This is a genomic window from Chryseobacterium sp. 1B4 (genome assembly GCF_036631475.1).
Taxonomy (GTDB): Bacteria; Bacteroidota; Bacteroidia; order Flavobacteriales; family Weeksellaceae; genus Chryseobacterium.
Map to the genome: position 1 here is coordinate 18,838 of NZ_JAPNUF010000011.1, position 24,899 is coordinate 43,736.

The window sequence follows — 24,899 nt, forward strand, 5'->3', positions numbered from 1 at the left end:
TAATTTTACGTAATTTTGCTATCCAATTTTTTCATTGAATGAACGAATATAAAAAAAATCTTAAAGTTCGCGAGGCCGCATCAAAAATATATCTACGGAAGTTTATTTTTCAATATTCTGTATTCTGTATTTCAGATTGCTTCCCTGGGGACTATTCTACCGGTTCTGGGAATGCTTTTTGGAACCATAAAACCAGAAAAATATGAAAAAGCACCAGTATATTCCGGTGATATTGTTGATTTTTTCTCCTATATAAAAGAATATTCCAATTATTATGTACAAACACTGGTGAGTAATTACGGGGCACTTACTGTCCTTGCCTGGCTGTGCATCATTACTGCATTTATGTTCTTTTTGAGAAATGCATTCCGGTATTTCGGTTCTTTATTGCTGATCAATTACCGTGTGGGAGTAACCAAAGACCTGCGTGGAGCGATGTACAGAAAAATACTTTCCCTTCCTGTTTCATTCTTTACAGAGAGCAGAAAGGGAGATATGATGTCCCGTATGTCCAATGACGTAGGAGAAGTGGAAGGAAATATCTTAGGAAGCTTGATTGAACTGATAAATGCACCTTTTATGCTGATCAGTACATTGGTGACCTTATTTTTCCTGAGTCCTGAAATGACTCTTTTCTCGCTATTGGTTCTTCCTGTGATGGGAACAATGATTGCATTGATCGGAAAAAGCCTTAAAAAAGACTCACATGAAGCACAAAGTGAGCTTGGAACTATTTTCTCTATTGTGGATGAAACATTGAAGTCTTCAAAGGTTATTAAAATATTCAATGGGGAAAAAATCATGAATAACAGATTCATGCATTCTATGAACAAATGGATCTCAAGCTCTATCAATTTGGGTAAAAAGAAAGAATTGGCGTCTCCAATGAGTGAATTCTTAGGTTCTATTACCTTCCTGATTATTGCATGGTACGGTGGGAAACAAATTATTGTTGAGCAGAGTATTTCTCCGGCAGATTTCCTTGTATTTTTAGGAATGTTCTTCCAGATCCTTCCTCCTGCAAAAAGCTTATCTACTTCTATTTCCAATGTACAGAAAGGAGAAGCTTCCCTGAAAAGGGTATTGGAAATCCTTGAAGCCGATGTGAAAATTGAAGAAATTGCAGAACCTGTCTCTATTACAACACTTCAGAATAATATTGAATTCAAGGATATTGGATTCTATTATGACAAAGCAAATCTTATCCTTAAAAACTTCAACTTAACCATTCCTAAAGGAAAAACGGTTGCTTTGGTAGGCCAAAGCGGGAGTGGTAAAACAACCATCGCCAATCTTTTAGCGAGGTTCTATGATGTTTCGGAAGGAGAAATCCTTATTGACGGGACAAACATTAAACATTTAAAATTACAGGAATACCGCCAGCTGCTGGGAATGGTAACGCAGGAATCCGTATTATTCAACGATTCTGTATATAACAATATCCTGATGGGTAAACCCGATGCCACCAAAGAAGAGGTAATTGCTGCTGCAAAAATTGCCAATGCGGATTCTTTCATTTCCAACCTTTCTGAAGGGTATGATACCAATATCGGTGATGATGGAAACAAACTTTCCGGAGGCCAGAAACAGAGGGTTTCTATCGCAAGAGCTGTATTGAAAAACCCGCCGATTATGATCCTTGATGAAGCCACATCCGCCCTGGATACAGAATCTGAAAGATTTGTTCAGGATGCCCTGGAGAAAATGATGGAGAACAGGACTTCTTTAGTGATTGCCCACCGTCTTTCAACGATTCAGAAAGCAGACTGGATTGTAGTGATGGATAAAGGTGATATCGTGGAACAGGGAACCCACCACGACCTGATTGCAAAAAGAGGAATGTATCACAAACTTGTTGAACTTCAAAACTTCGACTAATCTTTTAATCGAATTAAAATGAACCCTATACAAGAGTATTTCTACAGAATCGAAGAGCCTGAAAGAAGTACTCTTTTGTTTTTACGTGATAAGATCCTGGCTTCAGATCCGGAAAATATTACAGAAACTTTCAGTTTCGGACTTCCGTTCATCAAATACAAAAAGAAAATGCTGTGTTACTTCTATTACAGCAAAAAATATCAAAAGCATTACCTGAGCTTTTATCATGGTGACAGACTTGATTATCCTGAACTGATCCAGGATGGCAGAAAGAAGTTTAAAATCCTTCTTATTGATAGGGAAGAGGACATTCCCGTAGAACTGATACTGAACCTTGTACAGGAGGTTAAAAGACATATAAAATAAAAAACTCCGGCACGAATAATCGTGCCGGAGCCATCTTTAAAAACCTTTCATCATTGTGTGTTTATTCCGTTAAATTCTGCCTGCTTAATTGCCCAGGCAATCATATTGGCAAAAAGGATTGAATTCTGAACCTGCATTCCTCCTGTTGTATATCCGTTTCCTGCATATCCGTAAGAGGATTTCTGAACCGGTAAATATCCTCCTGAACTTGGCGCTACAAAAGGCTCAATGGTATTACTTGGATACTGATTTCCATTGGCATTTTCATTACTTAAAAAACCACCGTCACCAAACCATATAAAGTTTAGGCTCGTATTTCTTAATCCTGAAATTCCTGTTCTGGTAGTTGTGCTGTTAATAGGCTGCGCATAGCTGTAAGGAACAAATCCACTTGTCAACCCTGAAATATTTACTGTGGTAGAAGCATCTTCACCCCAGTTTTTCCTCTTACGTCTCCAAAAGGCCCGTTAAGGATGGGATCATCAGAATTGGTAAGAGCATACACAGAACCTGCACCACCCCCATAAGATGCTGAAATCGTAGGATCGGAGAATATTCCTCTGAATAGATTCTGTGCAGTGCCCGTATCATCTGTCATCGCAATAACAACTCCTTTTTTATTAAGATAGGAAGCAATATAACCTGCATCTGTAGCATTAGGTGTGTAGTTGTAACCAATGACAACAATATCCGGCTTATTATTAAGAGCCGCCTGAAGAGCTGCTGAAGAAGGTGAGTTCCCTAAAGAGGTATGCGTAAAGCCTTCATATTTAACAATACTGGAAGCTGTCGTACCAAAGTTTGTTGGAGAATCCATCAGACTTCTTGACGGACCGGTATAGGCACTATAACCGTAAGCTGTTTCTAATCCGATATGGAGAACCGTTTTTTAGGAATGACGACGACTACATTTACAGAACATGTTGTAGATACCCCGCCCTGGCTGTCAGAAGTAATTGTCATTGTTTTCACCGATGTAGAAGTTGGAGTTCCTGTTCCGCTTAATGTAATATTCTGATTTCCCGTAGAGGTAAATGTCCCTGACCCGCTGAAAGAAATTCCGTCAACAGTATTAGTTGTAACAGTATAGCTTCCCAGTGCTGTTACATTAACAGGAAGAGTAATTGTATTGGAAGCGGTTAAAGCTGTCCCAACCTTGTATACTCCGTTTACCGCAGCACTTCCACAACTCATGGTATAGATTCCTGCAGGACTTAATACATTCACTGTAACAGCAGGTGTACATGAAACATCTGTCCCGTTGGCATTTAGTCCTACGGTATCTACCTGTATTGCAGCAGGCGCTCCCTGTCCCGGAACTTGGATAGTTTGCGTTCCTGTAGAAAGAAAAACACCTGTTCCGTAGAAATTATATCCATTTGTTGTAGTACCTGTAATCGTATAATTTCCAATTTTAGTTACGTTTACGGACACACTTAAATAATTGGATGCTGTAAGCTCTTTTGTCTGAACATAAGTTCCCATTGCTTTTGTACTGGAACAGTCGACCGTAAAAACAGCTTTGCCCATTTGTCCGCAGACACTTTTCCATTCGTTATCAGCAAGACTCCAGTAATTAATACAGTCCTCAGTAATGTTATAAATTGTCAAACCATCATCCTTGGCAGTATTCATTACAATTGCATTTCGCTGCGCTTCAGTTAACCTTGGGATAAGTACCCCTTTGTTGTTATTTCCTGAAACAACATCCAAAACCGAATTAGTGTTCGGCGTTGTCGTATTGATTCCTACTGCACCATTATTGGTTTGAGAAAAAGCTTCTCCAAAAACAAAGAGCATTGCTACGAGCAGGACTTTGATTGGAGGCATTGTAAATTTTGTTTCCATCATTGTATAAGTTATAATTGTTTGATAATATTAATCTGGGCATTTAACTTCCACAAAATTATCAACCACAGATGATTACAAAATAATTCCTGCTACGCAATACTACTCACGCGTAGTAAAACTCATAAATGCCAATGACTTATCCTGATAAAAAACACAAATAAAAAGTTGAGTTTTTTAACAAAACCCAACTATAAATTCAAATATCAAAATCAAAACAACATAAAAAACAATTACTTTTTATTTATCACAAAAAATAAAATCATTAAGTTAAAAAAACACATTATCACTCATTATTTAAAAATACTTTTCCATTTCGCAATGGTATTCCGGCTTATCTTAAAATGGCCACTCACCTGAAGATTAGTGAGTTCATTTCTTTTCTGATAACTGAGAATTTTCAGTATTGATTCCTTATCATAAGAACGGAGCCTCTGATTTTTACGTTCCACCGTATATCCTGTTTCTCCAAAAACCAGTTGATTAAATTTCAGAATGTCAAAAGCTGAATGTAATGTTTCCAGCTTGAGCCTGATGGTGGGGTCTGATAATTTTCCGGGAAATTTTTCTTCAAGAATGTCGCTATAAATCTGCTTATAATCCGGCATCATATTATATCTTTTTCATCCATTTATTTAAAGTGGTCTTGGGTATTTTATACCTTTTAACCACATCATTGGCTGTCATTTTCCCTGTTTTTATTTTATCAAGAATAAAATCCTTAACCTCCTGCGTATAAATGCTTTTCCTGAAAACCAGGGTATTTTCCTTTTGAGTGAAGGCATTATCAATTCTCGCCTGTGGAGCATACAAAATCAGATGTCCGGTATAGAATCGGAAGAAATCGAATTTTAATAGTTTACACCATTTGAGGAGCACATCGGTATCGATACTTTTTGCATGATACATCCTCTCCACTTCATCTTCCGTACTGTTTAAAAACCGGGAAATTCTTTCTATTGGAATCTGATACTCTTCCACTTTGGATTGGACCAGGCTTCCAATATGGATGTTCTTAATATTCATCACAATGTTTTTAGGTAAAAATATTGACAAGAACATCAAAAAACACTATCAGAACCTACTCAAGATTACGTATGAGTAACAAAAATCAGAATTCTGTTTAAATTTTAATTAAAAAGCTGTTGATATTGATCTCCGAGGAAATATTCAGTTTTTTCCGTATCCTGTATTTTTACTTTCTACAGCCCGGATACTGTTATTGGTACACTGTGCTATTTTTTTGGTATCAAAATCCAGCTTCATCAATGCACAGAAATAGAGCTCAGAATGGATCAGATTAGGATTTATTCTTAAAATATCAGGAATGAAATGTGGAAAAAATACCTGAAATTTTTCAAAAAACACGGGTGAATTGCTTTCCGCCAGATTTAAAATTTCCTGAATATTTTCTTCTGAAAGGTGGTTGATCAGCATCTGCTGTTTCATCAATTCCGAATTCGTTTTTACCAGATCCTTGATGGTGGAATCCTTTTCTTTTTTATCGGAAATTAAACCATGAATAAGCTCATCCTTCTGAGTAATAAATACAATATCCATCAGGAAAGAAGCAACGGAGAATAAAATATTCAGCAGTTTTATAGTTTTAAAATCTTCTTTTTCTATGAACCTGCTCTTTGGTAGGAAATCAAAATCAAAATACAGACATGCAATGAAATTGATACTGATGATGAATGTAATAAAAAAGATGATGAGGGAATCTTGTTTGTATTTCAGAAAGAACGGAACAGCAAACAGAAGACAAAAGTAAAAGTATTCTACTCCGGCGTTTTTGTATGTATAGATATTAAAAAAGCTCACTATAAATGTGAGTAAAACAAATATACCGATAATGAAAGGCTTTAAAACCGTTTTGAACCTTTTGGTTTTTCCTTTTACAGCCATCAGAAACAGCCAGAAGAAGGTAATTACCGTAAGAAATATGGAGATCAGCATATCCCCGAAAAAAATAATAATAAAAATGGAGTAAAACAGGAATATGAAAAACAATAAAAGCAAATACCGGTTAATAAGATGAAGATAATTGCTTTCAAAACCATCATCCATATTCTCCGCTTCGTCATTGATCACCTTAAAGAAAAACTTATAAATCATCTTGTTGTTTTTTTATGCTTTCACAAGCTTAAGTTGGCATTTGTACTTTTGAAAGTATAAATTTTCCAATATTAACAGCCTTTCATGCAAAATAAAAATCTTCAAAACGAAATCTATCAGTATTTTTCAGCATTAAAGGGTATGATTAAGGTGTTTTCTAGCTACAATTTACTAAAATCCGATGTTAAAATTATCAAATGAAATAGCATTTTTGACAATAAATTAACCATCATTTACCTCGGATCACTTAAAAGCATGAGCTTGTGTTTTTAAGCAGGCAAAATTATTGATTCCAATGGAAAAGTATAACTCTTCCAATACGCAATAATACTCATGCGTAATTAAACTCAAACAACAAAATATACCCTTTTATACCTCAAATAAAAAAGAGAGCTTTAAAAGCTCTCTATTGATTTTATCTGCGACAGGAATTTTAGTTTTCTTTCAGTTTGGCAATCACATCCAGACCGCCTTTTGTAATATCTCCGATTTTACAGATAATTTCAGTGTCCAAAGGAAGGAATACATCCATTCTGGAACCGAACTTAATAAATCCGAACTCATGTCCTGCTTTTGCTTTATCACCTTCATTACAGTAGAAAACGATTCTTCTTGCAACATATCCGGCAATCTGTCTGAAGACAACTTTGTGATTGGTCATCGTCTGAACTGCTACGGTAGTTCTTTCATTCTCTGTAGAGGATTTTTCATGCCATGCTACCAGATATTTTCCCGGGTGGTACTTTTTGTAAATTACTTCTCCCGAAACCGGATATCTGCAGATATGAACATTCAGTGGAGACATGAAAATGGAAACCTGGATGGCTTTTCCTTTTATAAATTCATCTTCTTCCACTTCTTTGATCATGACCACTTTTCCGTCCACAGGGGCAATCACATTTTCTCTGTGGTCAAGGATAGTACGGTCCGGAACTCTGAAAAACCAGAAGACTAAACTGTAAATGACCAGCAAAGGCATAATGATCAGCAGGGACCATATTTTAAGGAAATAGATCGCTAAGGCTCCCAGGATGATAAAAAGTATGGTAGCAACGGTAATCGTTCCTTTTGATTCTCTATGTAATTTCATGAGACTAAATAAATTTTTCTAAAATAAAGTACAAATATACGACAGGAACGCAGATAATAAAACTATCCAGCCTGTCTAAAACTCCTCCGTGCCCCGGAATGATGTTTCCACTGTCTTTCACACCGAAGTTTCTCTTCAACTGGCTTTCTACCAGATCTCCTAACGGAGCAAAGGCTGCAACCAGAAATCCTACGATCATCCAGTTTCCTCTCAATTCAGGCTGATAATGTTCAATAAAGTAAGATAAGACCAATGTTAAAACAACACCGCCCGCATAGCCTTCCCAAGTTTTTTTAGGAGAAATTTTAGGAGCCATTTTATGTTTACCGAAGAATTTCCCTACCAGATAAGCAAAAGTATCACTGCTCCAGATCAGAATAAACAGAAACAGCACCTCGAGAGAAAAACTTTCGTTATAACTGGAGAACTTTGGCAACCCTAATGCAAAGCTGAACGGGAGCGCCACGTAAATAACGGTAAAAATAAGCTTCCCGCTGTCGAAGTATAATTCGTTAGGATATTTGAATAAAGTTACCACAGCAATCCCGATCAGGGCCAGGGCCAATATTTCGCTAAGCCTGAAATCAAAAAAGAAATCGTGGTTAAAATATCTTTTGGAGAAAATATAAAAAATAAAGATGACCAGTGGAAATACTACCCATTTTTCGTACCCGTTTCCAAATTTCATGATTTTGACACATTCCCAGGTTCCTACGATCAGGAGTAAGCTCATCAGGCCATGATAAAGATATTGCTGTTTGACCAAACCAGGAGCAATACTGTTCAGCAATTGTGCTCCCAGGGGAGTAGAACAAAGAATAATGATGGCTACATAAACGATACCTGATACGGTTCTTTGAATGAGATTTTTGTCCAAAATTTAAAATTTAGAAGTGGTTGCTTAATCTTCAAGCAGCAATAAAAACAGTTTTGTATTGGAATTGGAAGAACTGTCCATTTTAGACTGGCTTCCGCTGATGGAAGTAAGGTTCTTGATATTTCCGTTTCTTTTTATTTTTCCCATAGCATCATTCAGGTTGTTTACAATCTGGGAAACATTGGCAATGATGATAATTTTATCAGGAAGCCTGGAAGAATGATAGTGAAGGATATTATTATGAGAAAGCATGATTCTGCCGTCATAGGCAATGAGGTATTCACAGGTAATGAATGCAGCATCATTAGACTGCTGCAGTTCTGAGGTATAAGAAGTCTTCACAACGTTCAAAAAGTTCTGAAGTTCTTTATCCCAGCAGAAGAGATTGTGGATGCCTTCTATTTTGATAATTTGATTTAAAGTTTGTAGAGCCTCCGCTTCATCTGCACAATAATTAAAAAATCCTCCCGAATGCGTAAATAATTGCGCAAACTTATAGTCAAGATCCGCATTTTTCAGCGAATCCCCAAGCTTCTCCAGGCTCTGTTTTTCCTCTTCTTCAGGCTGGTTGGTAAGTTTGCTTACAATCCTCTTGAATAAATTCAACTTAATCTATTTTTAGTCAACTTTATACAAAAATAGAAAATAAATTATAATAGTGTTCAAAATATCTCTTGAAATATGAAAAAACCCGGCAATTTTACAGTTGCCAGGTTTTTGTTATTTATATTTTTTAAAGGTCTTAAAGCTGCGTCGGGCTTTCAGGAGCCTGAATTTCGCTTTCTTCTTCTTTCTCTTTGATCTGAGGTGCTGCCTCTGCTATTGGCTGATCTTTTTCAGGAATAGTATTGGTAACAGGCTTCTCTGTCAATTCCGGATCCCATGCTCTCTTTCCGAAAATTTCTTCCAGATCTTCACGGAAGATCACTTCTTTTTCCAGCAGCTTGTTGGCTAAAGCATCCAGCTTATCCTTATTATCTGCAAGGATTCTTACAGCTCTGTCATACTGATTTTCGATAATCGATTTGATCTCTGCATCAATTTTTGTAGCCGTTTCTTCAGAATAAGGTTTTCCGAAATTATATTCAGACTGACCTGAACTGTCATAGTAAGAAATATTACCGATATTCGGGCTTAATCCGTAGATTGTTACCATGGCCTGCGCTCTCTTCGTCACTGTTTCAAGATCAGAAAGTGCTCCTGTGGAAATATTGTTGAAGATTACCTGCTCTGCAGCTCTTCCTCCCAGTGTTGCACACATTTCGTCCAGCATCTGTTCAGTAGTGGTAAGCTGTCTTTCCTCAGGCAGATACCATGCTGCACCTAATGAGCGTCCTCTAGGAACAATAGTCACTTTTAAAAGTGGAGATGCATGCTCTACCAGCCAGGAAATTGTTGCATGTCCTGCCTCGTGGTAAGCTACTCTTCTCTTTTCAGAAGGTTTGATTGCTTTATTTTCTTTTCAAGACCACCAATGATTCTGTCCACAGCATCAAGGAAATCCTGTTTGGTTACTGAAGTATGATTATTTCTTGCTGCAATAAGCGCCGCTTCATTACAAACGTTCGCAATATCTGCTCCACTGAAACCAGGAGTTTGTTTTGCAAGGAATTCTCTGTCTACATTATCATCAAGCTTGATTTTCTTCAGGTGAACATCAAAGATCTGTCTTCTTTCGTGAAGCTCCGGAAGGTCTACATAGATAGAACGGTCAAAACGTCCTGCTCTCATCAAAGCTTTATCAAGGATATCTGCTCTGTTGGTTGCTGCCATTACGATAACATTCGTATCGGTTCCGAAACCATCCATTTCAGTAAGAAGCTGGTTCAGGGTATTTTCTCTTTCATCGTTTCCGCCGGAGAAATTATTTTTCCTCTTGCACGTCCGATGGCATCAATCTCATCGATGAAGATAATTGCCGGAGATTTTGCTTTAGCCTGAGCAAAAAGGTCTCTTACCCTTGAAGCTCCTACCCCAACAAACATTTCGACGAAATCAGAACCTGAAAGTGAGAAAAACGGAACTTTGGCTTCACCAGCAACAGCTTTTGCCAGTAAGGTTTTACCGGTTCCCGGAGGCCCTACCAACAGGACACCTTTAGGAATTTTACCTCCCAGTTTTGTATATTTTTCAGAGTTTTTGAGGAAATCCACTACTTCCTGAACTTCTTCTTTTGCTCCTTCCAAACCTGCAACATCTTTAAATGTCACCTGAATTCTTTCTTTTTCATCAAAAGCTTCGCTTTGGATTTTCCGATAGAGAAAATTTGTCCGCCGGGACCTCCGCCGCCACCCATCTTTCTGAAAAGAAGGAAATAGAATAATCCTAAAATTGAAATCCAAACCAGTGCAGGAATCAGAATATCCATTAATGCACTTTTACCCGTTCCGTAATCTTTGGTTGTTTTGATTGCCGGGTTGGTCGCTTTGATCTGTTCAAATTTCTGAAGGAAAAGTTGCAGGTCTCCATATTTTACAGAAAAATCTGCTTTAGGAGCCATTTCGAAGGCAGAAAGCGGGTTGTTTTCTTTTCCGGCTTTGGAAACCATTGCCGATTTTGCTTCTTTTGTCAGGAAAACATCAGCTTTCTCTATGTCTTTGTATATAATTATATTCTGGACTTTCCCCGCCTGCATTTCTCTAAAGAAACCATCTTCATCAATAGATTTTGCACTGTCGCCTCCAAGGAAATTGGAGCCAAAGAATAGCAAAAGAGCTATGATTGCAATAGGAAAGAACCAGTTGAATCCTTTATTATTCATTTAAACTTTTTAAAATTTTTATTATTCATTTTCAATTCTGGTAATGACTGCGTCACCCCAAAGCTCTTCTATGTCGTAGTACTCACGTACCTGTTTCTGGAATATATGAACCACCACTGAAACGTAATCTACCAGTACCCACATCGCATTTTCAGCACCTTCCACATGCCAAGGTCTGTCGTGCAGTTCATTTCTTACTTTTTCTCAACACTTCCTGCCAATGCAGCCACCTGTGTATTCGAGTTTCCACTACATATTACGAATGTTTCTGCTACGGAATTTTCGATGTTGGAAAGATCAAAGATCATTATGTCTTCACCTTTTACATCCTGGATAGCTTCAACGATTTTATCTATTAATGCTTGTTTTTCTGCTGTTTTATTCATTAAAAAAATACTATAATCTGCAAATTTATTGTTTTTTCTTTACTTTAACCTTACTTTTACCCTCTTAATGTCTTAAAGTTTTCTTAAATGAGCCAACTCTTCTACCTGAAAGAATGTTCTTCTACTAATGACGAAATATCAAAGTTTTTACTTTACGGAAATTCAGATTTTACAGGGCTTCATACTTTTAATCAGACTAAAGGCCGTGGTCAGTATGGAAATACCTGGACTCAGACTGCCGGAAAAACCTGGCATATACGCTGGCAGTGAATACTCAGAACATCTTGTGCTCCGACTTTATATTCAATTACTATACCGCAATGATAATCCGGGATTTCCTTGCCAAATTGTCTGACTCAGAGGTAAAAATCAAATGGCCGAATGATATTATCCTTAAAGGTAAAAAAATCGTTGGAATTTTAATAGAAAAGAAAAAATTAATCAAAATAATTATTTCATTATAGGAGCCGGAATCAATATTCTGCAGAAAAATTTTGATGAAATATCCAACGCAGGATCACTCCTGACGCAAACAGGAGTAGAATTTGACCTTGAAGACCTTGCCCAAAACCTTCATGAATTCCTGTCCGAAAAACTGAAAAACATTCCATCTGATCAGGAGATACTGGATGGATTCAATACCAACCTTTTCAGAAAGGATGAGATATCAGTCTTTGAAATTGAAAAAGAGCGACAAAATGGCATCATCCGAAAAGCAGACGAAAAAGGTGAACTCTGGATAGAGCTGGAAGACGGGATGCGTTCCTTTTACCACAAGGAAGTAAAATTACTTTACTGATTGGCTCTTTTGATATAAAGGTAAAGAGTAAGCGGCAGGAAGACCAGATTGGGCAGCCACATTGCCAGCGCCGGAGACAGACTTTTATTTTCCGAAACTACTTTTAAAGCTTCAAATGAAAACACGAAAATAAAGGCCAATGAAATCCCTATCGCCAGGTTAATTCCCAACCCTCCTCTTTTCTTTTGTGATGACAGGGAAAGCGCCAGAAATGTCAGAATGATGATTGAAACAGGCATTGAAGTTCTCTGATGAAGCTCATTCAGGTAAGAATTCAGGTTACTGTTACCTCTTGCCTTTTCTCTTTCAATAAACTTTAAGAGTTCCGGAGTGGTTTTATTCTGCCCCAAAAGCTCGTTCGGGAAAAGCTCTTCCGGGGAATGCCCATAGTTTTTCCTTAGTTCTATTCCGTTATTAAGCTTTTCTGAATTGTCTTTATTGATTGTTTTTTCCAAATAATTATTTAAGACAAACTGCTTTTTGTCTTTGTCCCAATATACTTCGCTGGCTTTTAGCTCGTAGGTCATTTTTCTGTCTTTATCATATTTCTGATAAACGAAACTTGATCCTCTTTTTTCCCTTTTGTTCCAGGAATCAACGAAGATATATTCTGTTTTGCTCAGCTGTGAAGAAGCCGGAGCGGTTCCTAAGATTTTTTCTTTATTGGCTGCATTATAGGTATAGGCTTCCAGCTCATTTTTCTTGATATTGGCCCATGGAAGTACCATATGATATACCACCAGGGCAATCAGACCAATAAAAATAGAGGTAAGAAGATATGGTTTTGAAAACCTGTGAAAGCTGGCTCCGCTACTGATGATGGCAACAATTTCGGTATTATTTGCCATTCTGGAGGTAAAATAAATTACCGAAATAAAAACCAGGATGGAAAGAAAGGTTACCACAAGATTAATAATCCAGAAGGGATAGAAATGGATCAGGAAATACATCAGATCCAGTTTCGGATCAATGGCTTTGGCATTTTCTATCCTTGGGATTTTCTGCTGTACGTCAATTACGAGGACCACTATAGACAACAATACGAGCATGAAACTGAAAGTTCCAAGGTATTTTTTTATGATATATCTGTCTACAATTTTAAGCATATTTTCTTATAGTCTTTGTCTGAGAACCGGTACTACAGAGTTTTTCCATTCATAAAAATCTCCTGCAATGATATGCTCTCTGGCTACTTTTACCAGATCCAGATAGAATGCAAGATTATGAATTGAAGCAATCTGTTTTGCCAGATATTCTTTAGATACGAACAGGTGGCGAAGATACGCTTTTGAATATTCACGATCTACAAAACTGGTCCCGAATTCGTCCAAAGGTGAAAAGTCACGTTTCCATTTTTCATTTTTAAGATTCATTACCCCCTGCCATGTGAAAAGCATTGCATTTCTTGCATTTCTTGTTGGCATTACACAATCCATCATATCAATACCCAGGCCGATAGATTCAAGGATATTCCATGGAGTTCCTACTCCCATCAGATACCTTGGTTTTTCTTTAGGAAGAATGTCTGTTACTTCATCGGTGATTCTGTACATTTCTTCTTCTGGCTCTCCAACGGAAAGTCCTCCGATCGCGTTCCCTTCTGCTCCTGCTTCGGAAATCACTTCAGCAGAAATTTTTCTAAGGTCGGAATAAGTAGATCCCTGAACAATCGGGAAAAGTCTTTGCTTATGTCCGTATAATTCAGGATTATTATTGGTCCATTCAATACATCTTTTCAGCCAGCGGTGGGTAAGTTCCATGGATGATTTTGCCTGATTGTAATCACATGGGTAAGGAGTACATTCATCAAAAGCCATGAAAATATCGGCTCCGATCTGTCTTTGAATTTCCATTGATCTCTCCGGGGAAAACATGTGATAACTTCCGTCGATGTGAGATTTGAATCTCGCTCCTTCTTCCGTCATCTTTCTGTTACTGGCCAGTGAAAATACCTGAAAACCTCCTGAATCGGTAAGGATAGGAAGGTCCCAGTTCATGAATTTATGTAAACCACCTGCATCCTGCATCGTTTCCATTCCGGGACGAAGGTAAAGGTGATAAGTATTTCCCAGAATAATCTGGGCTTTAATGTCTTCTTTTAATTCTCTCTGATGAACTGTTTTCACACTTGCTACAGTTCCCACTGGCATAAAAATAGGTGTTTGAATCTTCCCGTGATCTGTGGTAATCTCCCTGCTCTTGCTTTTCCTTCAGAGGTCTTTTCTATAGTAAAAAATTTCATCTCTATACTTTTTTAATGCACTGTTTTATCAGTGATTTCCTGCAGGACAGAAACTCGTATGCTCTTTTACCTTACTAAAGGTATTACAGCACCATTCTGTTTCATTTTATCCTTTATGTATTTATCTGCTTTGGGATCTTTTTTCAGTAATATTTCCTGTGCATCATTAGCAATCCCATCCATTTCTTCTTTAATTACATAGTATTTGAAACTGTCTACAAAATCATCAGGCTTTACCTTATATGATTTCAGGACAGCTCTTGTACCTGCTTCCATATTTTTGTCAGGATATACATAGATAGCCTGATCATTGATCGCAAGATCAGCAATTATTTCTGCCATCATACCTTTATCGACCAGGTTTTTAGGCTTATCAATATAATCGCCGCACGAAAACAGCCCCAGCAAAACGAAAATAAAGATCAGCTTTTTCATCAGTTTCATAATCTGTTGATGATTGATTTCCATTTTAAGTTCAATACTCCGAAAACAGCTTCATGGATAATTCCGCCGTTCATTTTGCTTTCTCCTAAAATTCTGTTGGTAAATATGATTGGAACTTCCACAATTCTGAAGCCTTTTTTAAATGCCCTGAATTTCATTTCTATCTGAAACCCGTAGCCTTTTAATTTTACATTGTCCAACCCTATTTCTTCCAATACTTTTCTTGAAAAGCAGACAAATCCTGCTGTAGTATCATGAATTGGAAGCCCCAGCACAAACCTTACATATTTTGAGGCAAAGTAAGAAAGCAATACTCTTCCCATAGGCCAGTTCACTACATTTACCCCTTTTGAATAGCGGGAGCCGATGGCCATATCTGCATTTAGACAGGCTTCGAAAAGTCTCGGCAGGTCATTCGGGTTATGTGAAAAATCGGCATCCATTTCAAAAATATAATCATACTTATTTTCGATAGCCCATTTAAACCCATGAATATATGCCTTTCCCAAACCGTCTTTCACATGTCTTACTGACAGGTGGAGATAATGCGGATATTTCTTCTGCAATTCTTTTACAACCTCTGCCGTTCCATCCGGAGAAGTATCATCCACTACCAGGATATGAAAGTCATCCTCCAATGCAAAAACTGCGGAAATAATATTTTCAATATTTTCCTTTTCGTTATAGGTTGGGATGATGACAAGTTTTTTCATTTCAGTTTGCAAAGATAGTTTATTTAACCTTTTTATTTTATACAAAATAATCTATAATTTTGCAAAAATATTTCTCGGGGATTAAGCGGATGAAACAGAAACTTTTATTCAACAGATCTGAACAATACGTAAAATCGATGAGAGCAAATATTTTAACTGCAGATGCATGGATCAGGTAATAGGAAAATGTATGCCGCACTGTGTAATCCGGAGTTAAATAATAAATAAAAAACTTAAATTTTGCCATCATCACAACAACACTTCATCAATCACGTAAGAATACCTGAGCATAATGATTGGGTAATCTTTATCCTTGTGGGCTGTATCTTTTTATATGTTTTTATGATGAACATCATAGAAAGGGATGCCAGTCTCAAAGATTTTCTGCTTCAGAAATATTTTGATGCGAGTAATAACCTTCCCAGCTGGATTATCACATCCTGTGTAACCACCCTTACCCTTTCTGTATTAATTTCACAGTACGTTCCTGTTGTACCGAAATTTATTGCGGACCTTCAGCTTTTCGGATATCAGCTTAATAAATTCGGGTATACTATGCTGGCAGTGCTGTTTTTTTATGTAATAAAATCTACATTAGGCTTTTTATTTTATCAAAGTATAGGGGATGGAAAAAAATGGACTATTTTTTATTTTACCTCCACAAAATTTTATTTCATCTTATCTTTTTTGCTGATAATTCTTTGTGTAGCCCACTATTACTTCCCGATAGACAGAAATAAAATGTTTTTATATTATTTCTGCTTCTTTTCTTTTGTATTCATTTTCAAGGTTTTTTTCTATTTATTTCACAAGAACAAGATTCTTCCGGAGAAATGGTATTATAAATTTTTGTATATTTGCACCCTCCAAATCGCACCATTATTATTGCTTTGGAAGTTGTTATTTTTTTAATAAAAGTCAATGATGAGAATAAAGTCTATATTGGTTTCTCAACCAGCGCCTAGTGAGTCTTCTCCATATCTGGATATAGCGAAGAAGGAAAAAATAAAGATTGATTTCCGTCCATTTATCCACGTCGAAGGGGTTGACAATAAAGAGCTCAGAACACAGAAAATAGATCTGACGCAGTATACCGGTATTATTTTTACCAGTAAAAATGCGATTGACCATTACTTCAGACTCGCAGAGGAATTGCGTTTTGCCGTTCCGGATACGATGAGATATATCTGCCAGTCGGAAGCAATTGCCAACTATCTTCAAAAGCATATTGTGTACAGAAAAAGAAAAATCAGTTTTGGGGAGAAAAATTTCTCAGATCTGTTGCCTCTTTTCAAAAAATTCCCATCTGAAAAATATCTGCTGCCATCTTCAGATGTTTTAAGTCCGGATATTGTAAAAACCATGGATGCATCTAATGTAGACTGGACAAGAGCAATTATGTACCGTACCGTATGCAGCGACCTTACAGATATCAACGTCAAAGATTATGACATGTTGATTTTCTTCAGTCCGCAGGGAATCAAATCACTGCAACAAAACTTCCCTGACTTCAAGCAGGAAGAAACCAAAATCGGTGTTTTCGGAAATACGACTTTGGCAGCTGCGGAAGAAGCGGGATTAAAAGTAGATCTTATGGCACCTACAAAAGAAACACCTTCTATGACGATGGCTTTAGAAAAATATATTAAAGCTCTTCATAAATAATTTAGTATAAAATAAATAAGCCATCTTTTCTTTATTGAAAAGGTGGCTTATTTATTTCAAAACCAGTTAAAATAATACAACTTTAACGCCTGTAAATCAAATAGTTAAATCATATTTTTTCTTGACAGATTGAATTTTTCATTACCTTTAAGAGAAAAAATATGAAAAAATTATTATTATTCGGTGTACTCTTTTTAACTATTGTATTTGTAAATGCACAAAACGATAACTGTTCGGGAGCAATACCGCTGACAGTGGGAACAGACTTTGCCTCTGGAGCACTCACCTCTACAAATTTAAATGCAACTACTGACGGCTCTTTACCTGCATGCAGCCCACAAGCTGCCGACAATGTATGGTTTACAGTAGTAGTGCCGGCAAGTGGCAGTCTCACAATAAGAACAGGCTGGGGCGGTTCACTTTTTTATAATTCAGTACTTACTGTTTACAGCGGCAATTGTAGTGCTTTAACCGAAATCGGTTGTAATGATGATTACAACTCAGGGTTTTCGTTAGTATCATTATCGGGCCAGACTCCTGGAACTACCTTGTATGTAAGTGTATGGAAACATGATTCCAATACAAACAATGGAGAATTCCAGATTTCAGCTTATGACCCTATTCCTCCTGCTAATGATAAATGCGCACAGGCAAAACTATTAACAGTAGGAACAGATTTCGCTTCAGGAGCCATCATTTCAAACAATGCAGGCGCAACTACTGACGGAACTCTGCCATCCTGCAATTCAAATGCCATTGATAATGTATGGTTTACGGTAGTGGTGCCACAGAGCGGGAATATAAAGATAGAAACACAGCAAGCTTCAGGCTCTTCATTTTATGACCCTGTACTTACCGTTTACCGAGGAACTTGCGGTTCATTAACAGAAATTAATTGTAACAACTATATCTATTCCACAATCTCATTAACCGGACAGATCCCAGGCACCATCTTGTATGTAAGTGTATGGAAATATGACTCATTCTCAGACAATGGGGAGTTCCAGATTTCAGCTTATGACCCTATTCCTCCTGCTAATGATAAATGCGCACAGGCAAAACTATTAACAGTAGGAACAGATTTCGCTTCAGGAGCCATCACTTCAAACAATGCAGGCGCAATTACTGACGGATCTCTGCCATCCTGCAATTCAAATGCTGTTGAGAATGTATGGTTTACGGTAGTGGTACCACAGAGCGGAAATATAAAGATAGAAGCACAGGAAGCTTCAGGCTCTCCATTTTATGACCCTGTACTTACCGTTTACGGAGGAACTTGCGGTTCATTAGCAGAAATTAATTGTAGCAACGATATCTATTCCCCAATCTCATTAACCGGACAGATCCCAGGCACCATCTTGTATGTAAGTGTATGGAAATATGACTCAATCTCAGACAATGGAGAGTTCCAGATTTCAGCTTATGATAATACGGCATTGTCTACACATGAAGTTTCTGAAAACAGTAAAAAAATCCAGGTATCTCCAAATCCTTTTACTGATATCCTTACTGTTTCCAATATCTCTGAAGTACAATCGATATCAGTAGTGGATGCTTCAGGGAGCCTGGTTAAAACCATTGAAAAACCTTCATCATCACTACAGCTTGGAGAGGTACAAGAAGGAGTCTATTTACTTATATTAAAACTAAATGACGGAACTACAAAAACCATTAAAACAATAAAAAAATAACCCTATAATTAATATTAATTATAAAGGCTATCATAAATTTGATAGCCTTTCTTATATTTGAACAATAATTAACATTGAATAAAAACGTCTCTGAAAAAACATTCTAAAAAAGAAAAAATATAAGACGTAAAAATAAAAATATCCGGATGAAAGTTCCACAGGCAAAAAAAATAGAAAAAATATTAGAAACCCACGGCGATAAAAGAATCGATAATTACTTCTGGCTGAATGAAAGAGAAAACCCGGAAGTCATCCAATATATTGAAGAAGAAAATGCTTACGCGGAATTTATCATGAAAGATACCGAAGCCCTTCAGGAAGAGCTTTTCGAAGAAATGAAGGCACGCTATAAAAAGGATGATGAATCTCTGCCTTATTTCTTTAATGAATACTGGTATATTGTGCGTTATGAAGAAGGCAAGGAATATCCTATTTTCTGCAGGAAGCACACAAGCCTTGATAATGAAGAAGAAATTGTGCTTGACGTTAATATTCTTGCGGAAGGCGAAAGCTTCTTTGAAGTAGGAAGTGTAGCTGTGAGTCCCAATAACGAACTGGCTTCTTTTTCATCAGATAATGTAGGAAGAAGAATTTACACGCTGAATTTCAAAAACTTAAAAACCGGAGAAATCCTTCCTGATACAATTCCAAATACTACAGGAAAAGCTGTCTGGGCTAATGACAACCAGCATGTCTTTTATATCAGAAAAGATAAGAATCTTCGTGCATTCCAGGTATACAGACATCAATTGGGAACAGATTCAGCGGATGATGTTCTGATCTTCCACGAAGAAGATGAAACGTTTGATGTGAATGTATTTAAGACAAAATCCTTACAATATATTTTTATTGCAAGCTCAAGCACTATTTCTGATGAGCACCGCTTTATTCCTTCTGACGATGTATTTGCAGAATGGACCATAATCCAGCCTAGAATAGACGACCTTGAATATTCGGTTGAGCATTATGAGGATGAATTTTATATCATTACCAATGCTGATGATGCCTTCAATTTCAAGATTGTAAAAACAAAAATTGATAATTGCGGTATGGAAAACTGGGTTGATGTCATTCCGCACCGCGCAGAAGTTTTGCTGGAAGGCTTTGAAATCTTTAAAGATTACCTGGTTCTTGAAGAAAGAGAAAAAGGATTGCTTCAGATCAAAATCATTGATGAAACAACACAGGAATCGCATTATCTGCCTTTTTCTGATCCAACATATACGGCTTATATCGGTGTCAATCTGGAATTTGATACAGAAATTTTACGTTACGGTTATACTTCTCTTACCCAGCCAAGCTCAACTTATGAGTATAACATGAAGGAGAAGACTACAAAACTGCTGAAGCAGCAGGAAGTCCTGGGCGGAAAATTTTTTCCTGAAAACTATGTTTCGGAAAGAATATGGGCAGATTCAAGGGATGGCAAGACAAAAATTCCTATTTCTTTAGTGTATCATAAAGACACCAAAAAATCAGCTGACACACCTCTTCTTCTGTATGGGTACGGAAGTTATGGACATACCGTGGACGCCAGCTTCTCGAATGTAAGATTATCGATTCTGGACAGAGGATTTATTTATGCTATTGCTCATATCCGCGGGGGAGAATATCTTGGAAGAGAATGGTATGAAGACGGAAAAATGCTGTTCAAGAAAAATACTTTCTTCGATTTTATTGATGCAGGAAAATATCTGATCAAGGAAAATTATACTTCATCAAAACACATGTATGCAATGGGAGGAAGTGCCGGCGGACTGCTGGTAGGTGCTGTGGTCAATTATGAGCCTCAGTTATTCAATGGGATTGTAGCACAGGTTCCTTTTGTAGATGTTGTTACCACCATGCTGGATGATACTATTCCCTTGACTACCGGAGAATATGATGAATGGGGAAATCCAAACGATGAGGAATATTATCACTATATGAAAGACTACTCTCCCTATGATAATGTAGAAGCTAAAGACTATCCACACATGCTGATCACTACAGGATTCCATGATTCACAGGTACAGTATTGGGAACCGGCAAAATGGACCGCAAAACTGAGAGAGCTGAAAACAGATGATAATATTTTAATTTTTAAAACAGATATGAGTTCCGGACATGGAGGAGCAAGCGGAAGATTTGAATCCCTGAAAGAAGACGCGTTGGAGTATGCATTTCTTTTAAAAATAAATGATAATTCATAAACGATAATTGATATGAACACAGACAACAACTACAATCAGATGTTTGCACAAAAGACCAATCTTTAACCATTGCTATCATTAATGAGTTGTCTGGTATTCCATATTCTGATGAATATCCAAATATAAGAAAACAAGTCTTCAGATCTGTTCCATCTACAGCAAGTAACTATAGAGCAATGTGCAGAGCAAGAAGCCAGTGAAATTTTAAAGTAACCTCCGCCTACAAAAGAAATCAGGAGAAGAATTAAAGCGTTAACAATATCAATCATTAATCATCATTTATCAATTATATGAACGAGTCCGAATATTGGAAAAAAATAGAACAGTTCTTCGAAGACAATTTTCAGACTGAGAAGAACCCTCCCATCGAAACCCTTTTATTTCTGATAGGGTTACAGGAGCTGGGAAGCGGCCAGCAGAAATATACAAAAGACGACAAAGTAAACCTGATTCACATTGCTGTGTGCAGGCTGCTGGAGCCCTTTGGATATTATAAATTCACACACTATGAAGACGGATGGCCGCAGTTTGATAAACTGGAAGAACTTCCGGAATTAAAGCCAAATGAGCAGACCTTGCTGATGAAAAAGGCAATTATTCAGTATTTTCAGGAGGAAGAGCTTTTATAAAGGATCGAAGCTTGAAGAATGAAGCAGGAAGTTAATCCCTGCCGATAATAAAAAGAGGATTTTCCATGGAAAATCCTCTTTTATTTATCAATAACTATCGTATGTTAAATTTATCCGATCAGTTCCTCCAACTGATTCAATCCCATGGTAAATCCCTGTTCAAACCCCATATCCAGCATCTTTTTCATCACTTCCTGAGACTGGTAATGAATATTAATGGTTACTTTGGTCCCTTCTTCCACTTCTGTAAAGCCGATCAGCCATTTTGATTTTGGAAAATCCTCATTTACATTTCCTTTCTCATCACAGAAAGCACTCATCCAGTCAAGGCTTCTGTGCTCTGTAATTTCTCCGTATTCAGAACGGGAATATCCTTTTTCCCCGTTGGGCCCTACCATGGCATAAAACCAAACCCCTCCTTCCCTGAAGTCCTGGCTTACCGTTTCACATCTCCAGGGTTTAGGCCCCCACCATTGATCCAATAACTCAGCCTGGGTAAAATGGTTCCATACTGTTGAAACATCAGCCTTATAAATTTTCATGACATAAGTACTGAGCGCATCAAAATCTTTGTTGAAAATGATATTAGATTCCATACATATTAATTTTTAATAAAGTTAGGACTTTATTTACTGAAAGGACTTTTCATATGGCAAGTAAAAGATAATTCATAAATAATTGTTAAAAAACACTGTTTTAAGAAAAAAAACACAATTTTTTGGCTCGTTTTTTGTTTACGTAGTCTTAAAACAATTAATTTTAACATTCATTTTTCCAAAACATATATAAATAAATAATGAATAACAAATTCATCCCAATAATTTCGGTGTTTATGACCATCTCACTGATTGTCTTTGTAACGCTCCAATTTTATTGGTTGAAAGGCTATTACGGTGTACTGGAACAGGATTTTTCAAACAAAGTATATGCAGTTTTGGAAAGTACTTCAAAAAGTATTGAAGAGATTGAAGCCGACAAGTACCTGAATCAGGATTACAAAGATTTCAGAAAAAATATTATTGCCAACAGTAAGCAGCCATCCTTAACTACGATTCAGCAGGTGGAAGACTCCGGCACCCAGAGACAGATCATCTATTCCAAGAATATTATTGAAAAAACGCAGCTTCCGATTTCTCAGAAAGGAGATTCTATTAAGCTGACAACCTTATATACAGACGAAGCAGCCTATAAAATAAAAAGAGATACTACCAATCGCGAACTTCTTACCACGGATATTAACCAGGAAATTGAAACCGGCGACTATTCCATGAAAGAATTTGTGAAAGTATATGGAAACAATCTTCCGATTACCAAAAGAGTAGATTCAAAAACACTTGATTCCGTCATTGCGAAGGAACTTAAAATAAGAGGAATTACTGCCAAGTTCGGATATGGAGTTCTTGACCGCAACAACAAACTTACAAGTATTGCGAACAAAGCCTACAAAGAAAAAAGACAGTAATACTTACAGCTTTCCTCTGTTTGCAGATAAGAAAAATACCTTATACAGCCTTGCACTGGTATTCCCTAAAAAGAATATTCCCTTGCGATGAACAACTGGCCAATGTTGCTGGGAACATTCCTCTCTCTTCTTACCATTCTTGGAATTTATATTATTTCCATCAATTATATGATGAGACAGAAGAAACTTGCTGAAGTAAAAACCGACTTCATCAACAATATGTCCCATGAGTTTAAAACACCATTGGCAACCATTTCTGTCGCAACGGATTCATTGGCTAATGACAAAATTGCCACCAATCCGGATAAGGTAAAATACTATTCCGAACTGATCAAGCAGGAGAACCTGAGGATGAAAAAGCAGGTGGAAAACGTGCTTAATATGTCGAAGCTTGAAAGAAATGAAGTAGAGCTGTTCTTAAAAGAAACCAATGTAAGAGAGCTTATCAAAAAAACTACAGAATCTTTCAATCTGATTGTACAGCAAAGAAACGGAACCCTTACACAGGAGTTCAACGCCACTCATTATAATTTTAAAATAGACGAATTCCATATCTCAAACATGTTGGTCAACTTACTGGACAATGCCAATAAATATTCTCCTGAGGCACCGGAAATACATGTGAAAACAAGAAATGAAGGGCACTGGTATGTGATTGAAATCTCTGATAAGGGGATGGGAATGGATACTCAGAATAAAACCAAAATTTTTGAGAAATTCTTCAGGGAAGAAACCGGAAATATACACAACGTAAAAGGACAGGGATTAGGACTTTCCTACGTTAAAAAAATTGTAGAACTGCACAAAGGACAGATTATCGTGGACTCTCATAAAGGAAAAGGAAGTACGTTTACGATAAAGCTGCCAATGAGCTAGAAAATTAAATGATAGATGATAAACGATAAATGATAAAAAACCTTCTTCACATCAATTATCAATGATCATTCATCCATTATAAAAGTTAAACCAAATATCAAAATATAGAAGATAGAGTGAGAAAGTTCATTCTTAATTGTTAATTATTAATTATTAAAATTATGAGCAACAGAATATTATTAGTAGAGGACGATCAGAGTTTCGGGGCGGTGCTTAAAGATTATTTGACCATCAATAATTTTGAAGTAACTCTTGCCACTGACGGGGAGCAGGGACTTAAAGAATTTACAGAAAATGAATTCGACATCTGCATATTTGATGTAATGATGCCTAAAAAAGACGGGTTTTCATTAGCAGAAGACGTAAAAAAGATTGATAAAAATACACCCATCATATTCCTTACCGCAAGAAATATGAGAGAAGATATCTTAAAGGGATACCAGTTAGGCGCTGATGATTACATTACAAAACCTTTCGATACTGAGCTTCTTTTATATAAAATCAAAGCAATTCTTCAGAGAAGTTCTACCCTGGAAAATGAAGAGCAGGAGCAGTTCAAGATCAGCAACATTTTCTTCGACTCTATGCTGAGACAGCTAAAAGTAGGTGATAAGGAGTACAAGCTTTCACCGAAAGAAAATGAATTATTGAAGCTTCTTTGCATTCACAGAAATGATTTTATGCCTAGAGATCTTGCTTTAAGAAAAATCTGGAAAAAAGAAAATTATTTTACCGCAAGAAGTATGGACGTTTATATTGCAAAACTTCGTAAGCTGTTAAAAGATGATGAAGGATTGGAAATCATCAACGTTCATGGAGAAGGATTTAGGCTTTTGGTAAAAAATTAATCCAAAAATCAAATTAT

The 24,899-nt window shown here is 36.9% G+C and carries 23 protein-coding genes and 4 pseudogenes; 11 read left to right on the forward strand and 16 right to left on the reverse strand.

What is annotated here, in order from left to right:
* Nucleotides 1-171 precede the first annotated feature (171 nt).
* Nucleotides 172-1,878 (forward strand): ABC transporter ATP-binding protein, encoded by a 1,707-nt coding sequence (locus tag OWR28_RS22060; protein ID WP_332388540.1) that lies wholly within the window; start codon nt 172-174, stop codon nt 1,876-1,878.
* An 18-nt stretch (nt 1,879-1,896) separates the two neighbouring features.
* The gene (locus OWR28_RS22065; protein ID WP_332388541.1) at nt 1,897-2,244 is read left to right on the forward strand and encodes a DUF1801 domain-containing protein; all 348 of its coding nucleotides are present in this window, start codon (nt 1,897-1,899) and stop codon (nt 2,242-2,244) included.
* 50 nt (nt 2,245-2,294) lie between these two features.
* On the opposite strand, the gene OWR28_RS22070 is transcribed toward OWR28_RS22065, so the two are convergent.
* From OWR28_RS22070 to rsfS, 11 genes and pseudogenes are all read right to left on the reverse strand, one after another.
* Nucleotides 2,295-2,642, reverse strand: a complete 348-nt coding sequence (locus tag OWR28_RS22070; protein ID WP_332388542.1) for a hypothetical protein — start codon at nt 2,640-2,642, stop codon at nt 2,295-2,297.
* An 11-nt stretch (nt 2,643-2,653) separates the two neighbouring features.
* Nucleotides 2,654-3,061 carry a hypothetical protein gene (locus tag OWR28_RS22075; protein WP_332388543.1) on the reverse strand — a complete coding sequence of 136 codons (408 nt, stop codon included), beginning with the start codon at nt 3,059-3,061 and terminating at the stop codon, nt 2,654-2,656.
* Between the two features lie 47 nt (nt 3,062-3,108).
* Nucleotides 3,109-4,074: a phage tail-like protein gene (locus OWR28_RS22080; protein WP_332388544.1), complete on the reverse strand. Its 966-nt coding sequence runs from the start codon at nt 4,072-4,074 to the stop codon at nt 3,109-3,111.
* A gap of 311 nt (nt 4,075-4,385) precedes the next feature.
* The gene (locus OWR28_RS22085) at nt 4,386-4,703 is read right to left on the reverse strand and encodes a helix-turn-helix domain-containing protein (protein WP_332388545.1); all 318 of its coding nucleotides are present in this window, start codon (nt 4,701-4,703) and stop codon (nt 4,386-4,388) included.
* A gap of 1 nt (nt 4,704) precedes the next feature.
* The gene (locus OWR28_RS22090; protein WP_332388546.1) at nt 4,705-5,118 is read right to left on the reverse strand and encodes a transposase; all 414 of its coding nucleotides are present in this window, start codon (nt 5,116-5,118) and stop codon (nt 4,705-4,707) included.
* 144 nt (nt 5,119-5,262) lie between these two features.
* The gene (locus OWR28_RS22095; RefSeq protein WP_332388547.1) at nt 5,263-6,207 is read right to left on the reverse strand and encodes a Two component regulator three Y domain-containing protein; all 945 of its coding nucleotides are present in this window, start codon (nt 6,205-6,207) and stop codon (nt 5,263-5,265) included.
* Nucleotides 6,208-6,640: 433 nt separating this feature from the next.
* A complete protein-coding gene (locus OWR28_RS22100; protein ID WP_332388548.1) occupies nt 6,641-7,297 on the reverse strand; it encodes a phosphatidylserine decarboxylase family protein in 657 nt (218 codons plus the stop codon).
* Nucleotides 7,298-7,301: 4 nt separating this feature from the next.
* On the reverse strand, nt 7,302-8,174 hold the full coding sequence (locus tag OWR28_RS22105; RefSeq protein ID WP_332388549.1) for a phosphatidate cytidylyltransferase: 873 nt from the start codon (nt 8,172-8,174) through the stop codon (nt 7,302-7,304).
* A 24-nt stretch (nt 8,175-8,198) separates the two neighbouring features.
* The gene (locus OWR28_RS22110; protein WP_232722903.1) at nt 8,199-8,780 is read right to left on the reverse strand and encodes an LUD domain-containing protein; all 582 of its coding nucleotides are present in this window, start codon (nt 8,778-8,780) and stop codon (nt 8,199-8,201) included.
* A gap of 136 nt (nt 8,781-8,916) precedes the next feature.
* A pseudogene (gene ftsH / locus OWR28_RS22115) lies at nt 8,917-10,935 on the reverse strand (ATP-dependent zinc metalloprotease FtsH).
* 21 nt (nt 10,936-10,956) lie between these two features.
* Nucleotides 10,957-11,321: pseudogene (gene rsfS, locus OWR28_RS22120) on the reverse strand (ribosome silencing factor).
* An 87-nt stretch (nt 11,322-11,408) separates the two neighbouring features.
* Between rsfS and OWR28_RS22125 the strand changes: the two are divergent.
* Both OWR28_RS22125 and OWR28_RS22130 read left to right on the forward strand, forming a co-directional pair.
* Nucleotides 11,409-11,591, forward strand: coding sequence for a hypothetical protein (locus OWR28_RS22125; protein WP_332388550.1), 183 nt, complete (start codon nt 11,409-11,411; stop codon nt 11,589-11,591).
* Entirely contained in the window at nt 11,588-11,785 is a 198-nt protein-coding gene (locus OWR28_RS22130; RefSeq protein ID WP_332388551.1) for a hypothetical protein, read from the forward strand. Before OWR28_RS22125 ends, OWR28_RS22130 begins: the two co-directional genes overlap by 4 nt.
* 328 nt (nt 11,786-12,113) lie before the next feature.
* Here the strand turns inward: OWR28_RS22130 and OWR28_RS22135 are convergent, their stop codons facing one another.
* The 4 genes and pseudogenes from OWR28_RS22135 to OWR28_RS22150 form a co-directional block, all read right to left on the reverse strand.
* Complete coding sequence (locus tag OWR28_RS22135) at nt 12,114-13,226, reverse strand: LptF/LptG family permease (protein ID WP_232722906.1); 1,113 nt, start codon at nt 13,224-13,226, stop codon at nt 12,114-12,116.
* A gap of 6 nt (nt 13,227-13,232) precedes the next feature.
* Nucleotides 13,233-14,362 (reverse strand): annotated as a pseudogene (gene tgt, locus OWR28_RS22140) (tRNA guanosine(34) transglycosylase Tgt).
* 66 nt (nt 14,363-14,428) lie between these two features.
* Nucleotides 14,429-14,830, reverse strand: coding sequence for a DUF4296 domain-containing protein (locus OWR28_RS22145; RefSeq protein ID WP_332388552.1), 402 nt, complete (start codon nt 14,828-14,830; stop codon nt 14,429-14,431).
* Nucleotides 14,803-15,519: a polyprenol monophosphomannose synthase gene (locus OWR28_RS22150; RefSeq protein WP_002982694.1), complete on the reverse strand. Its 717-nt coding sequence runs from the start codon at nt 15,517-15,519 to the stop codon at nt 14,803-14,805. Before OWR28_RS22150 ends, OWR28_RS22145 begins: the two co-directional genes overlap by 28 nt.
* 240 nt (nt 15,520-15,759) lie before the next feature.
* On the opposite strand from OWR28_RS22150, the gene OWR28_RS22155 reads away from it, so the two are divergent.
* From OWR28_RS22155 to OWR28_RS22175, 5 genes are all read left to right on the forward strand, one after another.
* Complete coding sequence (locus OWR28_RS22155; RefSeq protein ID WP_332388553.1) at nt 15,760-16,431, forward strand: DUF4271 domain-containing protein; 672 nt, start codon at nt 15,760-15,762, stop codon at nt 16,429-16,431.
* A gap of 12 nt (nt 16,432-16,443) precedes the next feature.
* Nucleotides 16,444-17,184 carry a uroporphyrinogen-III synthase gene (locus tag OWR28_RS22160; RefSeq protein WP_332388990.1) on the forward strand — a complete coding sequence of 247 codons (741 nt, stop codon included), beginning with the start codon at nt 16,444-16,446 and terminating at the stop codon, nt 17,182-17,184.
* Between the two features lie 161 nt (nt 17,185-17,345).
* On the forward strand, nt 17,346-18,875 hold the full coding sequence (locus OWR28_RS22165) for a T9SS type A sorting domain-containing protein (RefSeq protein WP_332388554.1): 1,530 nt from the start codon (nt 17,346-17,348) through the stop codon (nt 18,873-18,875).
* Between the two features lie 146 nt (nt 18,876-19,021).
* Nucleotides 19,022-21,067: a S9 family peptidase gene (locus tag OWR28_RS22170; RefSeq protein ID WP_332388555.1), complete on the forward strand. Its 2,046-nt coding sequence runs from the start codon at nt 19,022-19,024 to the stop codon at nt 21,065-21,067.
* Between the two features lie 290 nt (nt 21,068-21,357).
* Nucleotides 21,358-21,696 carry a hypothetical protein gene (locus OWR28_RS22175; protein WP_312286669.1) on the forward strand — a complete coding sequence of 113 codons (339 nt, stop codon included), beginning with the start codon at nt 21,358-21,360 and terminating at the stop codon, nt 21,694-21,696.
* A 110-nt stretch (nt 21,697-21,806) separates the two neighbouring features.
* Here OWR28_RS22175 and OWR28_RS22180 read toward each other — a convergent pair whose 3' ends face one another.
* Entirely contained in the window at nt 21,807-22,292 is a 486-nt protein-coding gene (locus tag OWR28_RS22180; RefSeq protein WP_332388556.1) for an SRPBCC domain-containing protein, read from the reverse strand.
* A gap of 200 nt (nt 22,293-22,492) precedes the next feature.
* On the opposite strand from OWR28_RS22180, the pseudogene OWR28_RS22185 reads away from it, so the two are divergent.
* Together OWR28_RS22185 and OWR28_RS22190 are read left to right on the forward strand one after the other, a co-directional pair.
* A pseudogene (locus tag OWR28_RS22185) lies at nt 22,493-24,034 on the forward strand (sensor histidine kinase).
* 161 nt (nt 24,035-24,195) lie between these two features.
* Complete coding sequence (locus OWR28_RS22190) at nt 24,196-24,882, forward strand: response regulator transcription factor (protein ID WP_002982671.1); 687 nt, start codon at nt 24,196-24,198, stop codon at nt 24,880-24,882.
* Nucleotides 24,883-24,899 lie beyond the last annotated feature (17 nt).

What these genes read in the sequence shown, in the direction of transcription:
- OWR28_RS22160 (WP_332388990.1), top strand. Translation starts at nt 16,444, where the DNA reads ATGAGAATAAAGTCTATATTGGTTTCTCAACCAGCGCCTAGTGAGTCT.
- OWR28_RS22065 (WP_332388541.1), top strand. Translation starts at nt 1,897, where the DNA reads ATGAACCCTATACAAGAGTATTTCTACAGAATCGAAGAGCCTGAAAGA.
- OWR28_RS22125 (WP_332388550.1), top strand. Translation starts at nt 11,409, where the DNA reads ATGAGCCAACTCTTCTACCTGAAAGAATGTTCTTCTACTAATGACGAA.
- OWR28_RS22175 (WP_312286669.1), top strand. Translation starts at nt 21,358, where the DNA reads ATGAACGAGTCCGAATATTGGAAAAAAATAGAACAGTTCTTCGAAGAC.
- OWR28_RS22100 (WP_332388548.1), bottom strand. Translation starts at nt 7,297, where the DNA reads ATGAAATTACATAGAGAATCAAAAGGAACGATTACCGTTGCTACCATA.
- OWR28_RS22150 (WP_002982694.1), bottom strand. Translation starts at nt 15,519, where the DNA reads ATGAAAAAACTTGTCATCATCCCAACCTATAACGAAAAGGAAAATATT.
- OWR28_RS22090 (WP_332388546.1), bottom strand. Translation starts at nt 5,118, where the DNA reads ATGAATATTAAGAACATCCATATTGGAAGCCTGGTCCAATCCAAAGTG.
- OWR28_RS22060 (WP_332388540.1), top strand. Translation starts at nt 172, where the DNA reads ATGCTTTTTGGAACCATAAAACCAGAAAAATATGAAAAAGCACCAGTA.
- OWR28_RS22080 (WP_332388544.1), bottom strand. Translation starts at nt 4,074, where the DNA reads ATGCCTCCAATCAAAGTCCTGCTCGTAGCAATGCTCTTTGTTTTTGGA.
- OWR28_RS22095 (WP_332388547.1), bottom strand. Translation starts at nt 6,207, where the DNA reads ATGATTTATAAGTTTTTCTTTAAGGTGATCAATGACGAAGCGGAGAAT.
- OWR28_RS22075 (WP_332388543.1), bottom strand. Translation starts at nt 3,061, where the DNA reads ATGGATTCTCCAACAAACTTTGGTACGACAGCTTCCAGTATTGTTAAA.
- OWR28_RS22145 (WP_332388552.1), bottom strand. Translation starts at nt 14,830, where the DNA reads ATGGAAATCAATCATCAACAGATTATGAAACTGATGAAAAAGCTGATC.
- OWR28_RS22165 (WP_332388554.1), top strand. Translation starts at nt 17,346, where the DNA reads ATGAAAAAATTATTATTATTCGGTGTACTCTTTTTAACTATTGTATTT.
- OWR28_RS22085 (WP_332388545.1), bottom strand. Translation starts at nt 4,703, where the DNA reads ATGATGCCGGATTATAAGCAGATTTATAGCGACATTCTTGAAGAAAAA.
- OWR28_RS22180 (WP_332388556.1), bottom strand. Translation starts at nt 22,292, where the DNA reads ATGGAATCTAATATCATTTTCAACAAAGATTTTGATGCGCTCAGTACT.
- OWR28_RS22190 (WP_002982671.1), top strand. Translation starts at nt 24,196, where the DNA reads ATGAGCAACAGAATATTATTAGTAGAGGACGATCAGAGTTTCGGGGCG.
- OWR28_RS22135 (WP_232722906.1), bottom strand. Translation starts at nt 13,226, where the DNA reads ATGCTTAAAATTGTAGACAGATATATCATAAAAAAATACCTTGGAACT.
- OWR28_RS22170 (WP_332388555.1), top strand. Translation starts at nt 19,022, where the DNA reads ATGAAAGTTCCACAGGCAAAAAAAATAGAAAAAATATTAGAAACCCAC.